General features: G+C 31.2%; 17 protein-coding genes. 8 read left to right on the top strand and 9 right to left on the bottom strand.

Going from position 1 to position 20320, the window contains the following annotated elements:
* Window positions 1-206: 206 nt before the first annotated feature.
* A complete protein-coding gene (locus tag DM444_RS01945) occupies window positions 207-2954 on the top strand; it encodes a gluzincin family metallopeptidase (RefSeq protein WP_111283504.1) in 2748 nt (915 codons plus the stop codon).
* Window positions 2955-3143: 189 nt separating this feature from the next.
* Window positions 3144-5558, top strand: coding sequence for an alpha-ketoacid dehydrogenase subunit alpha/beta (locus tag DM444_RS01940; RefSeq protein WP_111283502.1), 2415 nt, complete (start codon window positions 3144-3146; stop codon window positions 5556-5558).
* A gap of 179 nt (window positions 5559-5737) precedes the next feature.
* Here DM444_RS01940 and kdsB read toward each other — a convergent pair whose 3' ends face one another.
* From kdsB to DM444_RS01920, 4 genes are all read right to left on the bottom strand, one after another.
* The gene (kdsB, locus tag DM444_RS01935; protein WP_111283467.1) at window positions 5738-6472 is read right to left on the bottom strand and encodes a 3-deoxy-manno-octulosonate cytidylyltransferase; all 735 of its coding nucleotides are present in this window, start codon (window positions 6470-6472) and stop codon (window positions 5738-5740) included.
* A 213-nt stretch (window positions 6473-6685) separates the two neighbouring features.
* Window positions 6686-7498 carry a class I SAM-dependent methyltransferase gene (locus tag DM444_RS01930; RefSeq protein WP_111283466.1) on the bottom strand — a complete coding sequence of 271 codons (813 nt, stop codon included), beginning with the start codon at window positions 7496-7498 and terminating at the stop codon, window positions 6686-6688.
* A 302-nt stretch (window positions 7499-7800) separates the two neighbouring features.
* Window positions 7801-8631: a 4,5-DOPA-extradiol-dioxygenase gene (gene ygiD, locus DM444_RS01925; protein ID WP_111283465.1), complete on the bottom strand. Its 831-nt coding sequence runs from the start codon at window positions 8629-8631 to the stop codon at window positions 7801-7803.
* A gap of 74 nt (window positions 8632-8705) precedes the next feature.
* Window positions 8706-10115 carry an ATP-dependent DNA helicase gene (locus DM444_RS01920; RefSeq protein WP_111283500.1) on the bottom strand — a complete coding sequence of 470 codons (1410 nt, stop codon included), beginning with the start codon at window positions 10113-10115 and terminating at the stop codon, window positions 8706-8708.
* Window positions 10116-10420: 305 nt separating this feature from the next.
* Between DM444_RS01920 and DM444_RS01915 the strand changes: the two genes are divergently transcribed.
* The 3 genes from DM444_RS01915 to DM444_RS01905 all read left to right on the top strand — a co-directional run bounded on the left by DM444_RS01915 (window position 10421) and on the right by DM444_RS01905 (window position 12429).
* Window positions 10421-11242, top strand: a complete 822-nt coding sequence (locus DM444_RS01915; protein ID WP_111283464.1) for a DUF3822 family protein — start codon at window positions 10421-10423, stop codon at window positions 11240-11242.
* Complete coding sequence (locus DM444_RS01910; protein WP_111283463.1) at window positions 11239-11844, top strand: RsmD family RNA methyltransferase; 606 nt, start codon at window positions 11239-11241, stop codon at window positions 11842-11844. Before DM444_RS01915 ends, DM444_RS01910 begins: the two co-directional genes overlap by 4 nt.
* 162 nt (window positions 11845-12006) lie before the next feature.
* The gene (locus tag DM444_RS01905; protein ID WP_111283462.1) at window positions 12007-12429 is read left to right on the top strand and encodes a hypothetical protein; all 423 of its coding nucleotides are present in this window, start codon (window positions 12007-12009) and stop codon (window positions 12427-12429) included.
* A gap of 47 nt (window positions 12430-12476) precedes the next feature.
* On the opposite strand, the gene DM444_RS01900 is transcribed toward DM444_RS01905, so the two are convergent.
* The 3 genes from DM444_RS01900 to DM444_RS01890 form a co-directional block, all read right to left on the bottom strand.
* On the bottom strand, window positions 12477-13157 hold the full coding sequence (locus DM444_RS01900; RefSeq protein WP_111283460.1) for a hypothetical protein: 681 nt from the start codon (window positions 13155-13157) through the stop codon (window positions 12477-12479).
* Window positions 13158-13219: 62 nt separating this feature from the next.
* Window positions 13220-13888: a hypothetical protein gene (locus DM444_RS01895; RefSeq protein ID WP_111283458.1), complete on the bottom strand. Its 669-nt coding sequence runs from the start codon at window positions 13886-13888 to the stop codon at window positions 13220-13222.
* 73 nt (window positions 13889-13961) lie between these two features.
* Complete coding sequence (locus DM444_RS01890) at window positions 13962-16076, bottom strand: TonB-dependent receptor domain-containing protein (protein WP_111283456.1); 2115 nt, start codon at window positions 16074-16076, stop codon at window positions 13962-13964.
* Between the two features lie 133 nt (window positions 16077-16209).
* Here DM444_RS01890 and DM444_RS01885 point away from each other — a divergent pair, with 133 nt between their 5' ends.
* Both DM444_RS01885 and DM444_RS01880 read left to right on the top strand, forming a co-directional pair.
* Complete coding sequence (locus DM444_RS01885) at window positions 16210-17574, top strand: sensor histidine kinase (protein ID WP_239455557.1); 1365 nt, start codon at window positions 16210-16212, stop codon at window positions 17572-17574.
* Window positions 17575-17584: 10 nt separating this feature from the next.
* Window positions 17585-18274 carry a response regulator transcription factor gene (locus DM444_RS01880; protein ID WP_111283452.1) on the top strand — a complete coding sequence of 230 codons (690 nt, stop codon included), beginning with the start codon at window positions 17585-17587 and terminating at the stop codon, window positions 18272-18274.
* Window positions 18275-18306: 32 nt separating this feature from the next.
* On the opposite strand, the gene DM444_RS01875 is transcribed toward DM444_RS01880, so the two are convergent.
* Entirely contained in the window at window positions 18307-18855 is a 549-nt protein-coding gene (locus tag DM444_RS01875) for a hypothetical protein (protein ID WP_111283450.1), read from the bottom strand.
* A gap of 176 nt (window positions 18856-19031) precedes the next feature.
* Here DM444_RS01875 and DM444_RS01870 point away from each other — a divergent pair, with 176 nt between their 5' ends.
* The gene (locus DM444_RS01870; RefSeq protein ID WP_111283448.1) at window positions 19032-19226 is read left to right on the top strand and encodes a hypothetical protein; all 195 of its coding nucleotides are present in this window, start codon (window positions 19032-19034) and stop codon (window positions 19224-19226) included.
* A 142-nt stretch (window positions 19227-19368) separates the two neighbouring features.
* On the opposite strand, the gene DM444_RS01865 is transcribed toward DM444_RS01870, so the two are convergent.
* Window positions 19369-20289, bottom strand: a complete 921-nt coding sequence (locus tag DM444_RS01865; RefSeq protein ID WP_111283446.1) for a ketopantoate reductase family protein — start codon at window positions 20287-20289, stop codon at window positions 19369-19371.
* Window positions 20290-20320 lie beyond the last annotated feature (31 nt).

Raw genomic sequence — 20320 nt, 5'->3', positions numbered from 1 at the left:
CGTAAAGTATCGTAAAAATTGAAAGCTGTTTTTTAAAACAGCTTTTTTTATGCTATTTTTACAGAAAACCAAAGTCACAATATGTCCGTAAATTAAGTATATCTGCTAATTTTTTAAGCCATTATTTGAAAGCACTTTATAAAATTATTTGCCTCATTTTAGTTTTATTCTGTTCGATGAAACTTTCTGCACAACATCTTTCTAAGATGGAAGTGGCGGTAAATCTTGAGCTTAAAACACTGAATGTAAAACAGGACATTGCATATCATAACACTTCTAACGATTCCTTAATTTCGATTACTTTAAACGATTGGAACAACGCATTTGCTGATAAAAACACACCACTGGCCAAACGCTTTTCTGACGAATTCTACAGAGGTTTTCATTTAGCAAAAGCTGCAGATAGAGGAAAAACTACCATAATAAATCTAATGGATTCCAATTTTATGGCTCTTGAATGGGAAAGAAGTGCCGAAAATCCAGATTATATTATCGTGAGATTAAATCGCAAACTTCCTCCAGGTGAAAAAATCGATTTACATCTCAATTATATTGTAAAAATTCCGAATGATAAATTCACTCGTTTTGGTTTTGATCAAAATGGCGGTATGGCTTTAAAAAATTGGTTTTTAACTCCAGCTAGATTTGAAAATCATCGTTTCATAAAGTACAACAATTTCAATTTAGACGATATTGCTAATGCTGTAACTGACTATGAAGTTGAAATTAAAATTCCAAATCAATACTCAATTGTAACCGATTTAAATCCAGTTACAAAAGATATCACAAACCAAGATTACAGCATTTATTCTTTCGAAGGAAAAAATAGAACTGATTTTAGCCTTTACATCGAAAAACAAAATACTTTTAGAACCTATGATAATGGATTATTAGAAGTTTCAACCAATTTGAAAAACAAAAAAATTGACGAAATCCAGAAAGCCATAATTATAGATCGAGTAGTTTCTTTTGCTAATAATTTTATTGGAAAATATCCACATCAAAAAATAACAGTTTCTCAAGCTGATTATGATCGAAATCCATTTTACGGACTCAATCAGCTTCCTTCATTTATTAGTCCGTTTTCAGATGATTTTATCTTTGAAATTCAGTTTTTAAAAACATTTTTGAATAATTATCTCAAAAATAGTCTGACTTTAGATCCTAGAAAAGACAATTGGGTTTATGATGGAATCCAGATTTATACCATGATGAAATACATGGAAGAAAATCATAAAGACCAGAAAATGTTAGGTAAACTTTCAGACATGAAACTGTTTAAAAGTTATAACATTACAAACATCACTTTTAATGAGCAATACAGTTATTATTATATGCTGATGGCTCGTAAAAATCTAGATCAGCCGCTGGGAGATCCTAAAAACACGCTAATAAAATTTAACGAACAAATTGCTAGTAAATATCGCGCAGGTTTAAGTTTGAGTTATTTAGACGATTATTTAAATCATAATATTGTTCCTGAAAGTGTAAAAGAGTTTTATAATCTTAACAAATTTGGACAGTCAAATCGCTATGATTTTGAAAAAATCTTAACCCAAAAAAGTCCGAAAGATATAAATTGGTTTTTCAATACAATTATTGATTCTCGCGATATTATAGATTATAAATTCACTAATGTTTCGAGAACAGCAGATAGCGTTAAGTTTTCTGTCAAAAGTAAAACAGGCATCTACGCTCCTATTCCAGTTTACGGAACTAAGAAAAATGAAGTTGTTTTTAAAGAATGGATTGAGCCTAAAACCAAAGATTCTGTTTACGAATTTGAAAGAAAAAATGCAGACAAAATTGTAATTAACTATGACAATGAAGTTCCAGAATACAATCAGAGAAACAACTGGAAATCATTAAAACATGTTTCGTTAAATCGCCCTATAAAATTTAATTTTGCTAAAGATTTAGAAGATCCAAACTACAATCAGATTTTATATATCCCAACACTGAATTATAATTTATATGATGGTTTCACGCCTGGAATTCGTTTTCAGAACAAAACTATTTTAGACAAGCCTTTTAATTTTGATATAAATCCTGCTTACTCTATAAATGCTGGAACATTTTCTGGCTCTTCAGCCTTTTCGTGGAATCAGTATTATAGAAATAGCACTTTATTTAATGTACGTTATTCTATTAGCCAAAATTACTTTCACTACGCTCCCGATGCAACTTATTTAAGATTGAATCCGATGGTAGTGTTTCGCATTCGCGAAAAAGATTTTAGAGACAATAGAAAACAAACTTTTCTATTTCGCCAAGTAATAGTAAACCGTGAGGCTAGTGCCTATATTACTGATAATTCTGAACCAAATTATTCTGTTTTTAATGCTCGATATGTTAATAGCAAAACAGAATTGATTGATCATTTTAGCTATATGAATGATTTACAATTTTCAAGCGGATTCGGAAAAATTTCAGGTGAAGTCGAATACAGAAGATTATTTCAAAACAATCGAAAGCTAAATTTACGATTATATGCTGGCGCTTTCCTATATAATAAGACAAATTCAGATTATTTCAGCTTTGGTTTGGATCGCCCAACCGATTACTTATTTGATTATAACTTATTTGGAAGATCTGAAACAACTGGTTTTTTTAGCCAACAATATGTAATTGCTGAGGGAGGTTTTAAATCACAATTAGAACCATCTTATGCTAACCAATGGATGACAACTTTAAATGTTAGTTATGCTGTTTGGAACTGGGTGGAACTTTACGGAGATGTTGGTTTTTTAAAGAATAAACACCAAAGCGAGTTTTTTGCGTACGATAGTGGCGTGCGTTTAAACTTGGTTCCAGATTACTTTGAACTCTATTTTCCGGTATATTCTAATAACGGATGGGAAATATCACAACCTAAATACAATGAAAAAATACGATTTATAATCACTTTTTCGCCAAAAACTTTAGTCACACTTTTTACCCGAAAATGGTTTTAATCAAATAAATTTTAAACAAAAACTTGCGAAATTATCAACAAAATTAATTTTTACATAAAAATCACTTAAAAAAAATACGTAGTTTTTTGAATTTGAATACAAATAATTAAATTATATTTAGTTTAAAGAATTATGATTATTGATTGTTTTTAAGTAATTTCGCGACATAAACAATGACCTCTCAAAATGATGATAAAAGAAAAAAGCAATACTACACTGACATTTGAAGATTTCAAAACTGAGGTATTGAATGACTACAGAATCGCTGTAACAAGCCGTGAATGTAGTCTTTTAGGTCGAAAAGAAGTATTAACAGGAAAAGCTAAATTTGGAATTTTTGGCGACGGAAAAGAAGTTCCACAGCTAGCAATGGCAAAAGCTTTTAAGAATGGAGACTTCCGTTCTGGATACTATCGCGATCAAACTTTTATGATGGCTATTGGCGAATTAAATGCAAAACAATTTTTTGCTGGTTTATACGGTCATACTGATTTAGCTTTCGATCCGATGTCTGCAGGAAGACAAATGGGCGGACACTTTGTAACGCACAGTTTAAACGAAGACGGTTCTTGGAAAGACTTGACAAAACAAAAAAATTCAAGTTCAGATATATCTCCAACTGCTGGGCAAATGCCTAGATTATTAGGTTTAGCACAAGCATCAAAAATATATAGAGAAGTTGACGGAATCACAATTAAAGATAAGTTTTCTGTTAACGGAAATGAAGTCGCTTGGGGAACTATAGGTAACGCAAGTACTTCTGAAGGTTTATTTTTTGAAACCATAAATGCAGCTGGAGTTCTGCAAGTTCCAATGGTTATGAGTGTTTGGGATGATGAATACGGAATTTCTGTTCATGCTAAACATCAAACTACCAAAGAAAATATCTCTGAAATTTTAAAAGGATATCAACGCGATGAAGATTCTAAAGGTTATGAAATCTTTAGAGTTAAAGGCTGGGATTATGCCGAATTGGTTTCGACTTATGAAAGAGCCGGAGCAATTGCACGCGAAGAACATATTCCTGTTTTAATTCACGTTAACGAATTAACTCAACCTCAAGGTCACTCTACTTCTGGTTCTCACGAACGTTACAAAAGTGCAGAAAGACTGGCTTGGGAAAAAGATTTTGACTGTATTCGCCAAATGCGTCTTTGGATGATTGCCATTAATATTGCTTCTCCAGAAGAATTAGCAGAACTTGATTTCCAATTAAAGAAAGAAGTTCTTGAAGCTAAAAAATATGCTTGGGATGCTTTTATTAATCCAATTATAGAAGAACAAAAAAATCTTCTTAATTTATTAGAACAAATTGCTGAAGCAAGCATTGATCATAAAGATAGAATCAAAAAATTAATTTCTGAATTGGCTGCAATTAAAGCGCCTTTAAAAAAGGAATTATTGGTTTATGCTAGAAAGATTCTTCGTTTTATTGAAGTTCCAAACAGCAAAGTTATTTTATCAAACTGGATTACAAACTTCTTGAATGAAACCCAAGAAAAATTCAGCAGCAATCAGCATTCAGAATCTGCTCAAAATGTATTTTCAGTACAAAAAGTTCTTCCAAAATATGCAGAAAATGCAAAACCAGATTTGGACGGAAGAATGATTTTGCGTGATAATTTTGATGCCTTATTTGCAAAATACCCTGAGACTTTAATTTTCGGTGAAGATGTTGGAAACATTGGAGACGTAAATCAAGGTTTAGAAGGCATGCAGGAAAAATACGGAGAACTTCGTGTTGCTGATGTTGGAATTCGCGAAGCGACTATTATTGGTCAAGGAATTGGAATGGCTTTAAGAGGTTTACGCCCGATTGCTGAAATTCAATATTTAGATTATTTATTGTACGCTATTCAGATCATGAGTGACGATTTAGCTACTTTACAATATAGAACGGTTGGAAAACAAAAAGCGCCGTTAATCATTAGAACTCGCGGACACCGTTTGGAAGGAATCTGGCATTCTGGTTCTCCAATGGGAATGATTATCAATGCTATTCGTGGAATTCACGTTTTGGTTCCAAGAGACATGACACAAGCCGCTGGTTTTTATAACACTTTGTTAGAATGTGACGAACCTGCTTTGGTAATTGAATGTTTAAATGGATACCGCTTAAAAGAAAAAACACCTTTAAATTTTGGTGAATTTAAAACACCAATTGGAGTTGTAGAAACTTTAAGAGAAGGCTCGGATATTACTTTAGTTTCTTACGGATCAACTTTAAGATTGGTTATGCAAGCAGCTAATGAATTAGCAGAAAAAGGAATTAACTGCGAAGTTATTGACGTTCAATCTTTACTTCCGTTTGATATTAGCAAAGACATTGTAAAAAGTGTTGCAAAAACAAATCGCCTTTTAGTAATTGATGAAGATGTTCCTGGTGGAGCTTCAGCATACATTTTACAGCAGATTTTAGAAGAGCAAGACGCTTACAAATATTTAGACAGCAAACCACAGACTTTAGCAGCAAAAGCACACAGACCTGCATACGGAACTGACGGTGACTATTTCTCTAAACCTTCTGCAGAAGATATTTACGAGAAAATTTACGATATGATGCATGAAGTTAATCCTTCTAAATTCCCTGCTTTATACCAGTAATTTAGAATGTTTTAGATATTAAAAAAGCTCCAATATTTTGGAGCTTTTTTTGTTTCTGAGGAACGAAGGATCACACTCGTAAATCGACAAAGATTGGCGACATTCTATGCGTAGTTTCTAGTGTGATCCTTCGTTCCTCAGGATGACAAAATTGTGTATAATGATTAAAAATCAATTAATTAAATATCTCGTAGCATTGCTCTCGCTCTTTCCAGATCTTCAGCCGTATCAATCCCAATACCCACATGAGTAGTTTCGACCATTTTAATACGTTTTCCGAACTCTAAATAACGTAATTGCTCTAACTTCTCAGAAGCTTCTAAAGATTTCATTGGAAGGCTGTAAAAGTCTAATAAAGCTTGTTTTCTAAAAGCGTAAATTCCGATGTGCTGAAAATATCTTACGCCAACGTTTTTCTCTCTTGGATACGGAATTACAGAACGAGAAAAATACAATGCAAACTGTGATTGATCTACAACCACTTTCACATTATTTGGGTTATTGATTTCCTCTTCATTTGTAATTTCACGCATTAACGAAGCCAAATCAACCTTTTTATCTGGATCATTTTTAAAAACCGATAAAACTTGCGCTAAAGGTTCTGCTTCTGTAAAAGGCTCATCGCCTTGTACGTTTACTACAATATCGACATCAAGATTTGCAATAGCTTCAGCAATTCGGTCGCTTCCTGATTCGTGTTCTTTGATGCTCATAATCGCTTTTCCACCATTAGAAACAATTTCATCAAAAATTAGATCAGAATCAGTTACAACAAAAACATCATCGAATAGATTTGTTGCTACTGAAGCTTCGTAGGTTCTTAGAATTACTGTTTTGCCTCCCAAATCCTGCATTAGTTTTGCAGGAAAACGTGTTGAAGCATATCTGGCTGGAATTACCGCTATTATTTTCATTCTTATATTTTGCTGAGTTTAAAAAACTCAAAATTTAGTAATTTAATTTTCACCCGTTTTAAGTGTTTGCAAATATGCAAAAATTACTTTTAAATTTTCTGTTTTCTATTTCTGTAAAGGATGAAAATCATGTTCAATAATTTTCTGTCTACTAGCAAACAATACATTGATTATTCTTAACGACTTTCTTGTCTTATTTATTAAGACAAAAAATTAAGCCAAAACTGTAACACGAAGATAAGTTGCGGGAATTAATGTAGAATTTGTGTCATTACTTTTGTTTTGGCTATTAACTAATCCTTCAAGTTTAGCATACAAATCTGAAGTTTTCCCATTTTGTTCAGCAGCTTCAAAAGCATTCATAGTTGGGCCATAGTAATTTTTTAATCGATTTAGCCACTCCGAAGGTGGGAATGCTGCTTTAAATGTAAAGGTATCTCTCTCAAAAGAAATATTTTCTTTAGGAACACCCGCATTTGTAAATCTTTCGATTACGTTATCCTCAATACCCCAAAGCATTGGGCTTACAAAACCCTCAGGAGGCGGTGGTGTAAATTCAGAACTAATCTTCAAGATTTGTGCAATCAACGTTGGATCTCCCGGTATCCAATTACCCATAATAATTTTACCTCCAGGTCGTGTGACACGAACCATTTCTTTAGCAACATCAAAAGGTTTTGGAGCAAACATTGCTCCAAAAATGCTCATCGTAACATCGTAAGATTGATTTTTCAATTCATTCAAATCGGTTGCATCACCTTCTTTAAATACAATATTAACCAATCCTTCCTTTTTTGCTCGAAGATTGCCAGCTTCAACTAAATTTCTTGCTATATCAACACCTAAAACATTGGCTCCTAATTTTGCCGAAGGTATTGCAGTAGTACCATCGCCACAGCCGAGATCTAAAACGTTACTATTCTCTTTAATTCCAATTTTGGCAACCAATTCCGCACCACTTTCTCTCATAGATTCTGCAACGCGCGTAAAATCGCCTTTTTCCCATAATGCTTTGTTTGGATTCATCTTACTTTTATCAGTGATTATAGTGCTGATGCCGCACTTTTACATAATTTGTAATCATCTTCTATCATTTTTTAAATTATCACCAGTTAATCACAAAAGGCATTTAAAAAACTAATTAAAAAAGAAGATACAAACCAAATAATCAACTGACAAACAATTACTTATGTAAAAATAAACAAATTTGCATGAAACATTTTACTATCTCACCAATTTATTTTTTAAACAAATTGTGTAGATTATAACTTTTAGACCATTATCACATAAATGGAAAAAGATTGGAAAACAATTTAAAAAAAATATTATTACAATATTTTTACTGAAGTCATACTCAACGAACCTGCCAAAAGTTTATCATTAAACAATTCCAATTCATCGTTTTTATCTTTTAAACCTAAAGTATATAATAACGGAAGATAATGTTCTGGTGTTGGAACAGCTAATTGAACGGCTTTATTTAATTTTTCGAAATCAATTAACGGCTGAAAATTTCCGTCTAACAAATAATTATTTACGGTTTCTCTTGCTTCAATTGCCCAATCGTAACCGTAATTGTCTTTATCAAAATTTCTAAAATCAACCATTCTTAGGTTGTGGACAATGTTGCCGCTTCCGATAATTAAAACACCTTTATAACGAAGCGCTTGCAGTTTCTGAGCCAATTCAAAATGATATTGTCCCGATTTAGTGTAATCGATACTCAACTGAATTACAGGAACATCTGCGTTTGGATATAAATGTTTAATTACGCTCCAAGCGCCATGATCTAATCCCCAATGTTCGTCTAATTCGACCATAACTGGATCTAAAATCTTCTTTGTTTCAACTGCTAATTCTGGGCTTCCTTGTGCGGGATATTGCACATCAAAAAGCGCTTGCGGAAAACCACCAAAATCATGAATCGTTCTTGGCATTTCCATCGAGGTCACTTTTGTTCCTTTGGTAAACCAATGCGCAGAAACGCATAAAATAGCATTTGGCTGCGGAAGTGTTTTTGCCAAATCTCGAAATCCAGTGACAAACTGATTTTCTTCAATGGCATTCATTGGACTACCATGTCCTAAAAACAGAACTGGCATTTTATCGGTATTCGAAAACGTAGATGAAATCGAATGTAAGTCGTTTAGTGTTGTCATTGCAAAAGCATTTATTGTTAGCCACGAATTCACGGATTTTTGTTTAAATAATTCGTGAATTCGTGGCTAAAAAACTATTCTTCAAAACTCTCGTCTTTAAATCCTATCAAATATAGCTTATTTTTAGCACGTGTCATAGCAGTATAAAGCCATCTAATATAATCAGTGTCAATGCCATTTGGAAGAAATGGCTGTTCGATAAAAACCGTATTCCACTGCCCCCCTTGCGATTTATGACATGTTATCGCGTAAGAGAATTTCACCTGTAAACCATTGAAATATTCGTTTTCTTTTACCTTTTGAAATCTCTTGTATTTGGTTGGCTCATCTTCATAATCTTTCATCACTTCTTCATACAAACGATTCGATTCTTCGTAAGTTAAAGAAGGCGATTCACTTGTCAAAGTATCTAAAATTAAAACCGTCTCAAAAGGTTTTTGCTGTGGATAATCGACCATTCTTATTTTTACTTTCGCAAACTTAAATCCGTACAATTCTCTGATTCCGAAAAGTTCTAAAACTTCGATAATATCACCGTTGGCAATAAATCCAGCTTCGTCGGTCTCTTTTAGCCAGAAATAATTGTTTTTTACAACCATTAAAAAATCTCCAACCGAAAGTTCGCTTTCCTTAAATAAAATTCGGCTTCTGATTTGCTCATTGTATTGATTCGCTCTTTTATTTGAACGAACAATAAAAGCAGTATCTTCAATGCTATAGTTGCTATAAGCGGTATTAATCGCGTCCTGAATATCGTAACCGTCTGTTAGTCGAACGATATCTTTAAACTTCTTTACATTGAATTTAAATTCGGTTATAAAACTTTCTTTCAATAACTCACGTAATTCTGTTGCGTTGTATAAAATCCCTGAACTTTCTTCCTGACGCATCACTTCGTCCAATTCGATATGTTCGATTTCTTTATCGTAATGAATACCCAAGGTCTGAATATCAAGCGCTGGACTAATATCTAAATTCACAGGAGGCAACTGTGCAGTGTCTCCCAAAAGAATCATTTTGCAATTGTTTCCAGAATATACATAATTAATCAAGTCGTCCAGAAGCGAACCGCTGTCTAAAGTACTGTCTGAAATCATCGAAGCCTCATCAACGATAAAAATGGTGTTTTTATGTTTGTTGACTTGTTTGGTAAAAGCGACTCCTCCGCCAGAAGATTTCTTAGGAAAATAGATCTTTTTATGAATTGTAAATGCTGGGTTATTTGAATAATTGGCAATTACTTTTGCAGCGCGTCCCGTTGGTGCAAGCAAAACGTATTTTTTGTTGATGTCGCCTAAATTATTGACAATAGTCGAAATAACGGTCGTTTTACCTGTTCCAGCATATCCTTTCAAAACGAAAATTGTATCATTTTGAGGTTCGGTTAGAAAAATCGCAATTTTCTGAAAAAAAATATCCTGTTTGTAAGTTGGAGCAAAAGGAAATCGTTTTTGTAAAATACCGTAAAACTGTGCAGAATTCATAAAGTAATATTGAGAGACAAAGGTCGACTTTTTTAATTTTAAATTCCAAGAATCAAATTCCAAATTCCAAACTTTAAAATTTACCTGCAATTATGCTCAATATTCAAAAAAACAAGCAAATTATATTCATAAAAAACACAACTTATTAATTTTCAAATAAATATACTTTTTCTTAACCTTCTTTTAAACTTAGATTGAAATTGTTTTTTGAAATTGCAATTATAATTGTTCCTTTTTAATTTGTAAGTTTGTGGTCGCTTAAATTCTTTCTTGATTTAAAACAGGTAACGAATTGTAAATCAACTATGTCATTACAAAATACTAACATTACTTCAAAAAATTACAGAAAACTTTCTATTCAGGTTTCACTGACTGGATTTTCATATTGCTGTTTTGATACTTTAAATAATATTATTACTTCTTTTAAAGAAATAAAGTTCGACACGTCGACTAAAACAGCAAAAATTGAAGATTTATTTAGCGAGGCATTCAAGAATAATCCTGAATTAAAAGAGACTTACGATGAAGTAATGGTTATTCATAATAATAATCTTTCGACTTTTGTGCCAACTGCTTTGTTTGATGAAAACTATTTAGGAAGTTATCTTCAATACACAAAAAAAGTATTTGAAACGGATTTTTTCACTTTCGATCAAATTCCAAACTATCAAATGAATTCTGTTTATATTCCATACATAAACATCAATAATTTCTTGATTGACAACGTAGGATCTTTTGATTACAAACATGCTAATACAATTTTGGTCGAAAAAATTCTGGACAATTCGCGCAATAATGACGATAAGAAAATGATCGTGAATTTTAATCCTGAGAATTTCGAAATTATTGTGGTTCAAAATCAAAAGCTTCTGTTATTCAATTCTTTTGAATATCATACACCAGAAGATTTCATTTATTATGTTCTATTTACAGCTGAACAATTGAGTTTGAACCCAGAAAGTTTTAAATTAGAATTACTGGGAACAATTACAGAAAATGACCCTTATTTTGAAATTGCTTACAAATATGTTCGCCATATTTCTTTTCTAGACGTTACTAAACTTAAGGAAAAGAACAATTTTACAACTGCTCAAAATCAAAAACATTATATCTTATTTCAATCATGAGAATCATTTCAGGAAAATACAAAGGACGCAGAATTTTTCCGCCAAAAAATCTACCTGTGAGACCAACCACTGATATGAGTAAAGAAGCATTGTTTAATGTTTTGAATAACCATTTTAGTTTTGACAGCTTAAAGGTTTTAGATCTTTTTTCGGGAACGGGAAACATTAGTTACGAATTCGCTTCACGCGGAAGCGCTCCTATCACCTCTGTTGATGGTGATTTTGGTTGCGTTAAATTTATTAAACAAGTTTCGTCAGAATACGATTTTGATATTGCTGCAACTAAAAGCGATGTTTTTAAATTCTTAGAAAATTCTAAAACAACTTACGATATTATCTTCGCAGATCCGCCTTACGGATTAGATCAGGCGACTTTTGAAAAGATTGTTTTGACAGTTTTTGAAAGAGGTTTGCTTGAAGATGACGGAATGATGATTATTGAGCATTCAAAATATACAAAACTTGAACATATGAGTAATTTCTCGTTTCAGAAAAGTTACGGCGGTTCTTTCTTCAGTTTTTTTGAACTAAATTCAACCGATGATGACGAAGAATTACCTCACGACCTTTCAATAAAAGAATCTGAAGAAGACGAAGGATAGTTTTTTTCATTTTTTAATATATTGCCCTCTTGTAATGAATTTTACAAGGGGGTTTCTTTTGACTAATTTTTAAAATCAAAAATGTCTTAATATATTATAAAAAAGTCCTAAACGGTTATTTCTGTATAGATTTTCTACATTTTTTTGTATAAAATTCAAATCATGAAAAAATTCCTTTTATCACTTGCTTTCATTTCCTTAATCTCTTGTTCGAAAGATGATGATTATAAAGAAAAAAAATACAACGGACCACGATATATGGATCCGCCAGTTTGGATTCAGGGAACTTGGAAAGACAACAAAGACAGAATGATTCAATTTACTGAAGACAATTTGTTATACAAATATCCTATGCAAAAATATACTTCTGCTACTACTGAAATATTTGATTATGAAAGATATTACTTAAAAGAGTATGGTAATTATCAAAATCCAAATGTTCAGGAAGTTGAATTAATAGATTATTATAGCATAAAGTATAATTGCCTAAATGATGCACCAAGCAAAAAATTTAGTTTTATACGAATATCAGAATCTGAAATTGAATCTACAGGTTTAATGCCTGGAATATATATAAAACAATAACTTAAAAAGAAGAGAAAACTCTTAAAATTAAGAGTTTTCTCTTCTTTTTATTTCTTTGATGGCTTTTTTACTCCTAGATAAAAAGAAAGTCCCACTCCAAAACTATCATGTCTTTCATATTGAAAATTTTCATGAGTAATCTTGCTTAAGCCTTTCGTTAGATTTATTCGATTATAAGAAGCACAAATTGCAATCGAATTTGAATTATTCTCAGAAAGAAAAATTTCATAGCCAATTTCTATTCCAAAATAAACTTGCCAGCTTGAAATACTTCGCTCTTCATCAAAAGAATGGGAAGGATAAAAATAATCAGTGCTACTGAAATTTTCTGTTGCTCGTATCCGCGCTAGATTCAATTTTGGCATTATATAATAAGTAAACGTCTTTTCTTCATACTGATTTAAAAAAACATTATAAACTTTTAAACCTAAACTAGTATTTATAGCAGAACCTTTTGTAGACAGTTTTTCTAAAACATAATTATCATAATCATAATGTTCTTTGTCTTTATTATCAGAGTTTAAATAACTTGCTGAAAGCTGAAAAGCTAATGATGGAAAATCTCCGTGATCTATTCCTGCCTCTACACTTCTTATTGTTCCAGTATTTTTATTCCCAAAATACATAGAATAATTACCAAAAGCCCTCATTTCTTGAGCTTTAACATTAAAAAAACACAATAAAAATAGTAGGCATAAAACAGCATTTCTTAGATTATAAAATTTCATCATTCAAATATTTAATTTTAAATTAAATATTCAAAAATCATTCCAAAAAAGAAAGAATTAACTTACTTTTTTATTCCAAAATAATAACTAACTCCTGCTCCAGCTAATAAAGTGCCATAATCTGTAATGTTGTAAGGAAGTCTATTTAAAGTTTTTCCCATATTAATTTTATTTACTGTAACACTTAGAGCTATAGCATCTGAATTAAATATTGGAAATTCCATTCCAAAAGTTAAACCAAAAGAATGCTGCCAATCTGCTCTGTGTCCTTTTTGAATTAAATTATTCTGTGGATCGTCATAATCTATAAATTGATAATTCCCATTAGCAACAATTCTTGACATGTTTAATTTTGGGATTATGTAATATGAGCAGGCAGCGGTATCAAAAGTTTCTCCGCTATACCAAAAGTATATTTTAGGTCCTACATTAAAGTTTAGCATATAAACATCTCCAGATAGTTTTTCTAAAGTATTAGTGTAAAAATCATAAAACTCTTGATCGTTGAGTCCCATAAGAGAATAACTAAGGCTTACTTCTGGTTTAAATAAAGGATGGAACTCAAATTCTGCTCCCCCACCAATATCGACAATTGCACCTTTTTTAAAATCATTGCTAACACTATAAGCTGTAACATTTCCGAAACCTCTAATAGCTTGGGCTTTTCCGGCTGAAAACGACAACACTAATAAAATAAATAAAACTCCTTTTTTTAGATTACAAAACTTCATTACTCAAATATTTGATTTTAAAAAATCAAATATTCAAAAATCATTCCAAAAAAAGAAGGAATTAACTTACTTTTTATCTAATCCTATTTTCACTATCATTAACGCTTTTTTCTTTAAACTCGGAATCTTTTACTTTCCCAAAAGAATAACGAATTGCAATCGAAATCTCATTTGCATCGACCAAATATTTAAACTTCGAATTTATATTGTTTACCGTAAAACTATCGGTATAACTCGTGGTTTTAAAAACATCATTGTAATTTAAAGTACAATTCCAGTTTTTGCCAAATGCTTTTGCCAGCGACAAATCGACTATAAAATTGGCTTTTCGTTCAAAAATTCCATCGTTTTGTTTTGTCATTCCCCAAAAAGATAAAACGAAAGTAAAATCTTTAGGTAATTTAAATGTATTATTGGAGTAATAATATAAATATGGTTTTGAAGGATGTAAAACCGCTGTATCATCTTCAACCTTACTTTTTACAAAAACCAAATTATTCGTTGTCGTCCAGAATTTATAGGTAAATGGAAGTGATAAATCTATTGTAAAACCAGTTTCTCTCTTAAAATTAATATCAGTAATCATCAGCACATTTGTTTCTTCATTAAAGATAAAACTCGGATTGGTCACGTTTTTGGTTTGAAAATAACTCAATTTTAAAGTTTTGTCGTGGTATTGAAATGAACTCGAAACTTCATCCACAAATGCCGGACCTAAATTTATACTGCTTCCATACAAAAAATACGGATTGATGTAAGTTGCTATTTGGCTTAACGAAGAATATTTTGGCCTCTCAATGCTTTTCGCATAATTTACATTGATGCTTTTTGTACTGTCTATAGAAAATGTAAAATCGGCTTTAGGAAATAAATTAGTGTAATTTTTATCAATTGAAGGAGAAACTTCTGTTCTAAACTTTGAATACACATTCGTATTTTCAGTTCTTAATCCAAATGAAAAATCGATCTTTTTTAGTTTTCCCGAAAACTGAATATATGCCGCCAAATTTTCTTCTTTAAAATCATAATTTGAAACTGTAATTTCATCTTTTTCAAAATCAAAAATCGTCGCATCAGACTTTGATTTCGCTTTCAAATATAATCCGCCGTATTCCAGATTCATTTCATTTTTAAACTTTTTCTCCAAATCAATTCTTCCCGAAAAAACATCAACATTAAATTTCTGATCACGGTTTTGCGACAATTCAAAATTGGTTTCATTATAATTATTGGCCACTAAACTTTCTAAATGCTGATTAAACTTTGAATATTGAAAACCAGCAAAAAACTGTGTATCAATCGATTTAATCTTTTTAGAATAATTCATAAAAGCATTTACAAAATCCTTTTTACTTGCATTATCACTTAGAGTAAAAACATTGTTTTCCTCATTTTGATTTTTATTGTACGTAAAAGTATTGATGTCGAAAGTATCATTTTGGAGTTTTCCATTTACATTAATTGAGAAATAATCTTCCTCTTTAATTTTGTAAAACACGCCACCTCCAAAAACATATTGATTGCGTTTTGTATTTGCCATTACATCATAATTAGAAACAATCGAAGCTTTTGGAATCTCATATTCTAAAGTATGATTTTCCCAAGGATTCAATTTATTATAATTGAAATTGGCTTTCCATTCTAATTTGCCTTTTTTAAAACTGGAATTAAAACCTAAATAATTATTGTAATTTCTTTTAAAAGATGCCACCTCAGAAATTTCAGTTTTAAAGCTGTCTTTTTTACTTAATTTTCTTGTGACTAAAATCACTGCGCGGCCTTCGGCTTCATATTTTGAAGACGGATTTTTAATAATTTCAACTGTTTTAATATCGGCGACTGTCAAAGCATTCAAATCGTTTATAGTTGCTTTTTGCCCGTCAATATAAATCAGCGGATTTCCTTTTCCAACAATCGAAATACTTTCACGATCTGTACTTACTTGAACCGATGGAAGTTTTGAAAGCAAATCAATAGGATTTGGAATTGTACTGTAAACCGAATTGGCAACATCAACTTTTATATTTCCGTGTGAGTTTGTAAATGTTTTTTTCTCCTGACTGATTACAACTTCATTTAATTGATTCGAAATCGAATCTTTGGGAGTTTCATTTTGAGCATTTGCTATAAATGAAAGGAAAAAAAGTAAAATTGCAACAAGCAGTTTTAATGGCAGATAAATATTCATTTTAAAATTGATAATGGTTAGCATTGCTGCAAAAATGCTTTGAAAACCTGCTTCTGAAAGTTAATCGTAGGTTAATGCAAGGTTAATCTGCTATTTGTTGCCTAAAAGCTGTATTTTTGAAACAGATTTTCAGATGAATATGAAACAAAAAATCAATTTACTAATCGCATTTTCTATTGTCGCATTAATTGTACTGACGGCTGTGCAATGCTATTTGGTAAAAACCACTTATGACTACAAAGTGGCACAGTTTCATACACAAATCAAAAATGAAATTGCGCAGATTACCAATGATTACAGTGATATCGATTCTGTTTTAGTTTCTAAAAAAGAAGCGTTATACAAAAGCCTTTCTGAAAATTATATGAAAGGTAAAAACACCAAATTGAACGTAAAAAATGGTGTTTTAAAAAATGATTTTCAAAGGGCTTTAACGAAGGAAATTCAGCGGAGATTTGAAAGGGATTTGCCAAATTTCAAAATTGATTTTGCAATTGTACTCAACAAATTTATTCTTTATAAAAGCACTCAAAAAGTAGACACTATTTTCTCTGAAAAGCCATTTATAAAAAACAAGCTTTATGGAAATTTAGCTTCTTTAAATCAAGCTTTTTTGGTTCGAAATTATGTTGGAACGACAAACGGAACTTTTGAAAATCAAGAATATCAATTATTGACTGAAGATTCGATGTATGTTTCGGTTATCGATTGGGAAATAATCATTTTAAGACGAATGACAATTATTTTGATTTTATCCCTTATCTCTATTACAACCTTGATTAGTCTTTTTATAATTGCGATAAAAGGATTAATTAAACAAAAAAAAGTGAGCGATGTTAAAACCGATTTTATCAATAATATAACACACGAACTTAAAACGCCTTTGGCAACTTTAGGAATCTCAACAAAGATTTTAGAGCAAAAAAACATTCGTGATAATGACGAAAATTTCAATGCGATTGTCAATACCATTTCACGTCAGAACAATCGTCTTCAGAATTTGATTGATCAAGTTATGGCAAATTCTTTGGCTGAAAATGAAATTGAATTGCAAAAAGAAAAAATCGAAATAGAAAATTTTATGCTTTCTATTATAAATGATTTTAAAATTACTTTTCCTAAAATCAACCTAAAAACCGATTTTCAAACGGAGAAAACTATTTTGGTTTTAGACAAATTTCATTTGACAACGGCTTTCTTAAATGTCTTAGAAAATGCTGTAAAATATGGTTCGAACACGATTACAGTAAAAACTAAAATCGTAGAAAACCAATTTTCTATTAGCATTGAAGATGATGGAATTGGTATTGCTAAAAACAAACAATCGCTTCTTTTTGAGAAATTTTATCGTGTAGAACAAGGAAATCTTCACAATACAAAAGGCTTAGGATTAGGTTTGTATTATGTTAACCAAATCGTAAAAGCGCACCAAGGTTCTATTAGCGTTATTAGCGATTTAGGAAAAGGAACTCAGTTTACTATTTTATTAAAAGTTTAATTCCCTTATTTTGAAAAGATTACTTTTAGCCGAAGACGATTTTGATTTTGCCGCGATTTTAAAACAATATTTAGAACTGCATCAATTTGAAGTAATCTGGGCAGAAAATGGCGAAATAGCTTTAGACTATTTTAAAAACCAGACTTTTGATATTTGTATTTTTGATGTAATGATGCCCAAAATGGATGGGTTTTCATTGGCCGAAAAAATAATTACCATCAATCCCGAAATTCCCTTTATTTTTCTAACTGCAAGAAAGTTAAAAGAAGACAAAATCATTGGCTTGAAACTTGGCGCAGACGATTATATTGCGAAACCTTTTGAAGTTGATGAATTGGTTCTTCGTTTACAGAATATTTTAAAAAGAATTGATCAAAAAAGAAGTTTAGAAGGAAATAATATAATTGAAATTGGTTCGTATATTTTTGATAATGAACGATTAACGCTTAATAATAAAAATCACGTTCAGCAACTTACAGAAATGGAAGCTTCTCTTATTGAGTATTTATATCTAAATCACAATCAGTTATTAAAAAGAGATCAAATTTTAATGTCGGTATGGAAAAAAGACGATTATTTCTCAGGTCGAAGTATGGATGTTTTTATCAGCAGGCTTAGAAAATATTTCAATTCTGATCCAAAAATTAAGATCGAAAGTGTTCGCAATATTGGCTTAGAATTTAAAATAGAAAAACCTTGATTCGTCAAGGTTTTTCTATTTTAATAGGAGAATTATTTTCCAATTACCCAACCTAAAGTAAAGTTTCCGGCAGGAATAAATTGAGTTTCGTATTTGTCAAATTGAACTCCGGGACCAACACTAAATTCTAAATTAAATCTTCCTTTATAAGTACGTTGCAATCCCCAAAGCACCGCAACTGCAGTTGAGGGGACATAATTAAAATGCTCTGAATTCCCTGTAAGAGGTTTGAAATAGTAAGTAGCATTTAATGCTAAATAATTTCCAGAATTGCGCTCTGTTCTTTTACCTTTATTTGCTCTTTTTTGTAAATTATAATAATGGCGAAATTGTTCTGTAATTAATGGAGCAATATAAGTATTTGATTCTCCATAATAGTCATTGTAACTATAGCCTATACCCAAAGCAACCTCAGAATAAAGTGTGTTTTTTTCTGAAAATCCGTGTTCATAAACGAAACCAGGAAATAGCAAATTGATTTTAAATTGATTTTTAGCAACGGAAACTGGAGCTTCTTCTTGCGCTTGAACTGCGCTAAATGGAATAATAAATAAGAGTAATAAAAAGTAGTTTTTTGTCATTATATCAATTGGTTAGTTGAGGCAAAAATAACAATTAAACCATGCGAAATTCTCAAACTCAGTTTTATTTTCTTACAATTCTATCCTTGAAATCATATAATTTTCATAAACAATTGTATAACAACATGTAAGGTTCTAGAGTATAACTTTGTTATAAACTTTTAAATCTAACAATCATGAACCTAAAAAGATTTTTCGGAGGATTATTAACGATTCTCGGAATTGTAGGACTTATTTATACGGCCGTGATTTTTGCTGATACATCGGGCGAAACCAGAGATATAAAATCATTAATTATTTACGGAATATTAGGAATCGTATTTTTTACTTCTGGAATTAGTTTGGTACGTACAACAAAAGACGAATCTTAGACCTAAACATTTTAGAAACACATAGAGATATAAACTTATAATTGAAAAGTCGTTTCACTTAAATTGGCAATCAAATTACCAAGTCTGAAAGCAAGCTTTTCAAATAATTTAGTTTTATGTTTCTATGTGTTTTGCATTTGTATTACTTCATTAAAATTGCAGCAATTTTTTCGTAAAGCGGTGTTTTTAATCCATACTTTTTTCCTTCGTTTACTACAAATTGTGTAAGCGAAATTACTTCTGTATTCTTTCCTGCAAGTAAATCCCTGTGCATAGATGATGTTGCTTCTTTTGGCGATTTTTCCAATTTTACAACAGATTGAGCAACAATATCATGTGGCAGTTTTAAGCCTTTCGCTCTCGCTACATCTTCAATTTCGTGAAGCAATTCTATATACGTTACTTTAGATTCAGAATTACTTAAAATCTGTCCAATATTCTGATTCAAGTAAGAAGTGGCAGAAGCTAATGCAGAAATAAAAATGAACTTTTCCCAAACGGTTTCTTCAATATTTTCAACCAAGTAGCTTTCTATTTTTGCTTTTTCAAAAATAATATGCAATTCTTCTAAAACGGCAAAAGGAGTCGTTTTTGATCCAAAAAATACTTTTTCGTAAAAACCAATCTTACGTATTGTTCCTGGTGAAAAAATCATCGAAACGATATAAACACAGCCCTGAAGCACTTCATTTTTAGGAAATATTTTTTTAATTCTTTCTTGTGCATCGACACCATTATATAATGGCAGAAATACTGTTTCCGCTTTTACACAATCTTTTAAAGAAGTCAAACTTTCTTCAATATCGTATGTTTTGGTAGCGCAAATCAAATAATCTAAAATTCCAATTTCTTCTGGATTATTAGAAACCAAATCTGGAAAAACAACTGTTTCGGTTTCGTCCGTAACAATTTTCAATCCGCTTTCTGTAATGGCTTTTTGTGTTTCGCCACGTGCAATAAAAATAATCTCTACATTATCAATGTTTTTATATGCTTTCGCTAAAAGTCCACCGAAGTAACCTCCTACACCACCAAGCCCTAAAATTCCTATTCTTGTTTTCATGATAATTTAATTAATGCCACGAAGGCGCTAA

This window comes from Flavobacterium ginsenosidimutans (assembly GCF_003254625.1).
GTDB lineage: Bacteria > Bacteroidota > Bacteroidia > Flavobacteriales > Flavobacteriaceae > Flavobacterium > Flavobacterium ginsenosidimutans.
Note: the sequence above shows the minus strand (reverse complement) of the source record. Positions and strands in the feature narration are given on the sequence as shown.